The sequence below is a fragment of the Streptomyces sp. genome, assembly GCF_031178505.1.
GTDB lineage: Bacteria > Actinomycetota > Actinomycetes > Streptomycetales > Streptomycetaceae > Streptomyces > Streptomyces gulbargensis.
Map to the genome: position 1 here is coordinate 1 of NZ_JAPSIW010000755.1, position 3,352 is coordinate 3,352.

Genomic DNA, 3,352 nt, shown 5'->3' on the forward strand with positions numbered 1-3,352 from the left:
CGCACCGGTCACCCCGCCGAGAGGAACAGGAACCCCATGGACGCGATCTACACCGCCGTCGCCACCGCCAACGGCCGCGAGGGCCGCGCCGTCAGCTCCGACGGCCACATCGACCTCCCCCTCGCCCACCCGCAGGCGCTCGGCGGCAACGGGCAGGGCACGAACCCGGAGCAGCTCTTCGCCGCCGGTTACGCCGCCTGTTTCGCCAGCGCCATGGGCGTGGTCGCCCGCCAGGAGAAGATCGACATCTCGGACGCCTCCGTCACCGCCGAGGTCTCCATCGGCAAGGACCCGGCGGACGGCGGCTTCGGCCTGGCGGTCGTGATGCGGGCCGAGTTCCCCGACCACCTCCAGGGTGAGGCCGGCCGGACCCTCCTGGAGAAGACCCACGCCTTCTGCCCGTACTCCAAGGCCACGCGCGGCAACATCCGGGTCGAGCTCGTCGTGGAGTGACCGGCTCCGCCCCCTACGGCGAAAGCCCCCGGCGCACCGCACGGTGCGCCGGGGGCTTTCGCCGTTCCGGTACGAGAACGGCACCAGGGATTCGCCGGCCGTACGGCGGGCAGTCATGGGACGGCCGCCGGGCGGTGGCGGCGGGGGGCTGTCCTTGGGTCGCCCCGCCACGGACCGCACCGCCGGAACGCACCTCCGGCGGCCCGCGTCACCCGCACGCGGACCGCACCCGCACCGACCGACGCACGCCCCGCTCCCCTACCCCTCCGGAGGACACCCCCCCATGGCCGACCTCGACCGCCGCCGGTTCCTCAAACTCGCCGGCGGCGCCGCCGCGTTCAGCGCGCTGTCGCAGAGCATCGCGCGCGCCGCGTCCATACCGGCGCAGGGCGCCACCGGCACGCTCCAGGACGTCGAGCACATCGTCGTCCTCATGCAGGAGAACCGTTCCTTCGACCACTACTTCGGCGCCATGAAGGGCGTACGGGGCTTCGGCGACCCGCGCCCCGTCACGCTGCCGAGCGGGAAGTCGGTCTGGAACCAGTCGGACGGCCGCAAGGTGACCCTGCCGTTCCGGCCGCCGAGCGACGACCTCGGGATGGAGTTCCTGCAGGGCCTCAACCACGACTGGGCGGGCGGCCAGAAGGCCTTCAACAAGGGCCGGTACGACCAGTGGATCCCGGCCAAGACGCCCGCGACGATGGCGTACCTGACGCGCGAGGACATCCCCTTCCACTACGCGCTGGCGGACGCCTTCACCATCTGCGACGCGTACCACTGCTCGTTCATCGGCTCGACCGACCCGAACCGCTACTACCTGTGGACCGGCCACACCGGCAACGACGGCACCGGCGGCGGCCCGGTCCTGAACAACGCCGAAGCGGGCTACGACTGGAAGACGTACCCCGAGCGCCTGGAGGCGGCCGGGATCTCGTGGAAGATCTACCAGGACATCGGCGACGGCCTGGACGCCGCCGGCCACTGGGGCTGGATCAACGACGCCTACCGGGGCAACTACGGCGACAACTCGCTCCTCTACTTCAACACCTACCGGAACGCCCGGCCCGGCAACCCCCTGTACGACAAGGCCCGCACCGGCACGAACGCCAAGGCCGGCGACGGCTTCTTCGACATCCTGCGCGCCGACGTCCAGGCCGGCCGGCTGCCCCAGGTCTCCTGGATCGCCGCCCCCGAGGCCTTCTCCGAGCACTCCAACTGGCCGTCCAACTACGGCGCCTGGTACATCGCGCAGGTCCTCGACGCGCTGACCTCGAACCCGGACGTGTGGGCCCGTACGGCCCTGTTCCTCACGTACGACGAGAACGACGGCTTCTTCGACCACGTCGTCCCGCCCTACGTCCCCGCCTCCGCCGCGCAGGGCCTCTCCACCACCCCGACCGCCCTGGACCACTTCCCCGGGAAGACCGGGTACGTCGCCGGGCCCTACGGACTCGGCCCCCGCGTCCCGATGATCGTCGTCTCCCCCTGGTCGAAGGGCGGCTACACCTGCTCCGAGACCTTCGACCACACCTCGGTCATCCGCTTCATGGAACGCCGCTTCGGCGTCCAGGAGCCCCAGATCTCGCCCTGGCGGCGCGCCGTCTGCGGCGACCTGACCTCCGCCTTCGACTTCACGCGTACGGACCCGGGGGCGGCCCCGCTTCCGCCGACCGACGGCTACTACCCGCCGGACCGGAACCGCCATCCCGACTTCCTCGCCACCGCGCCGGCCGTCGGCACGATGCCCCGCCAGGAACCGGGCGCCAAGCCCACCCGGCCGCTGCGGTACGCCCCGTACGTCGACGGCGCGGCGGACACGGCGGCGGGTACGTACCGCCTGACGTTCGGCGGCGGCCCCGCCGCGGGCGCCCAGTTCTACGTGACCTCGGCGAACCGCACGGACGCCCCCTGGACGTACACGACGGAGGCCGGGAAGTCCCTGACGGACAGCTGGAACACCACGTACTCCAAGGGCCTCACGGACCTCACCGTCCACGGCCCGAACGGCTTCCTGCGCCGTTTCCGTTGCCCCGGCAAGACCGCCTGCCCCGAGGTCACCGCCCGCCACAACGCCACCACGGGCAACCTGGACCTCACCTTCACCAACCCCACCACGGCCGAGGCGCGTCTCACCGTCGTGAACGCCTACGCCGGCGCCCCGCAGACGGTCACCGTCCCGCGCGGCGCGACGGTCCGGCTGACGCTCGACCTGGCCGCCGGCCACCGCTGGTACGACGTCACCGTCACCTCCGCCGCCACCGCGGACTTCCTGCGCCGCCTGGCCGGCCATGTGGAGACCGGCGCACCGGGCCGCTCGGACCCGGGGCTGCTGACGTACTGACCTGTCCCTACTTCTGCACCGCCGTGCGCCCCGGCAGCGCCGGGGCGCCGGTGACGCCCATCACGAGGGAGTAGAGGGTGGTGTCGGCGGTGATGAACAGGCGGTTCCGCTTGGCGCCGCCGAAGCGGATGTTGGAGACGACGTCGGGGACGAGGAGGCGGCCGAGGAGCGTGCCGTCGGGGTCGTAGCAGTGGACGCCGCCGTCCATGGCGGCGGCCCAGAGCCGGCCGCCGTCGTCGAAGCGGATGTTGTCGAAGTTGCCGGTGGAGCACTCCGCGAAGACCCGGTCACCGGCCAGGGTGCCGTCGTCGCGGACGTCGAAGACCCTGATGTGGTTGGCCCGGCTGTCCGAGACGTACAGGCGGCTCTCGTCGAGCGAGAAGACGAGCCCGTTGGGGCCCCGGAAGCCGTCGGCGACGAGCCGCACCTCGCCGCTCGCGGGGTCCACGCGGTAGACGTTGCAGGCGCCGATCTCACTCTCGGCGCGGTGGCCCTCGTAGTCGGAGGTGATCCCGAAATCGGGGTCGGAGAACCAGATCGAGCCGTCCGACCTCACCA

The 3,352-nt window shown here is 72.0% G+C and carries 3 protein-coding genes; 2 read left to right on the forward strand and 1 reads right to left on the reverse strand.

All coding sequences use genetic code 11. The annotated features are described in order from the left end of the window. Positions 1-36: 36 nt before the first annotated feature. Entirely contained in the window at positions 37-453 is a 417-nt protein-coding gene (locus tag RIF68_RS31780; protein WP_309054730.1) for an organic hydroperoxide resistance protein, read from the forward strand. 283 nt (positions 454-736) lie between these two features. Continuing rightward, positions 737-2,794, forward strand: a complete 2,058-nt coding sequence (locus RIF68_RS31785; protein ID WP_309054728.1) for a phosphocholine-specific phospholipase C — start codon at positions 737-739, stop codon at positions 2,792-2,794. A 7-nt stretch (positions 2,795-2,801) separates the two neighbouring features. Here the strand turns inward: RIF68_RS31785 and RIF68_RS31790 are convergent. Continuing rightward, a partial coding sequence (locus RIF68_RS31790; RefSeq protein WP_309054729.1) for an SMP-30/gluconolactonase/LRE family protein occupies positions 2,802-3,352 on the reverse strand: 551 nt, incomplete at its 5' end.

Bases quoted from the DNA above. Each gene is read 5' to 3' on its own strand.
- RIF68_RS31780 (WP_309054730.1), top strand. From the start codon at position 37: ATGGACGCGATCTACACCGCCGTCGCCACCGCCAACGGCCGCGAGGGC.
- RIF68_RS31785 (WP_309054728.1), top strand. From the start codon at position 737: ATGGCCGACCTCGACCGCCGCCGGTTCCTCAAACTCGCCGGCGGCGCC.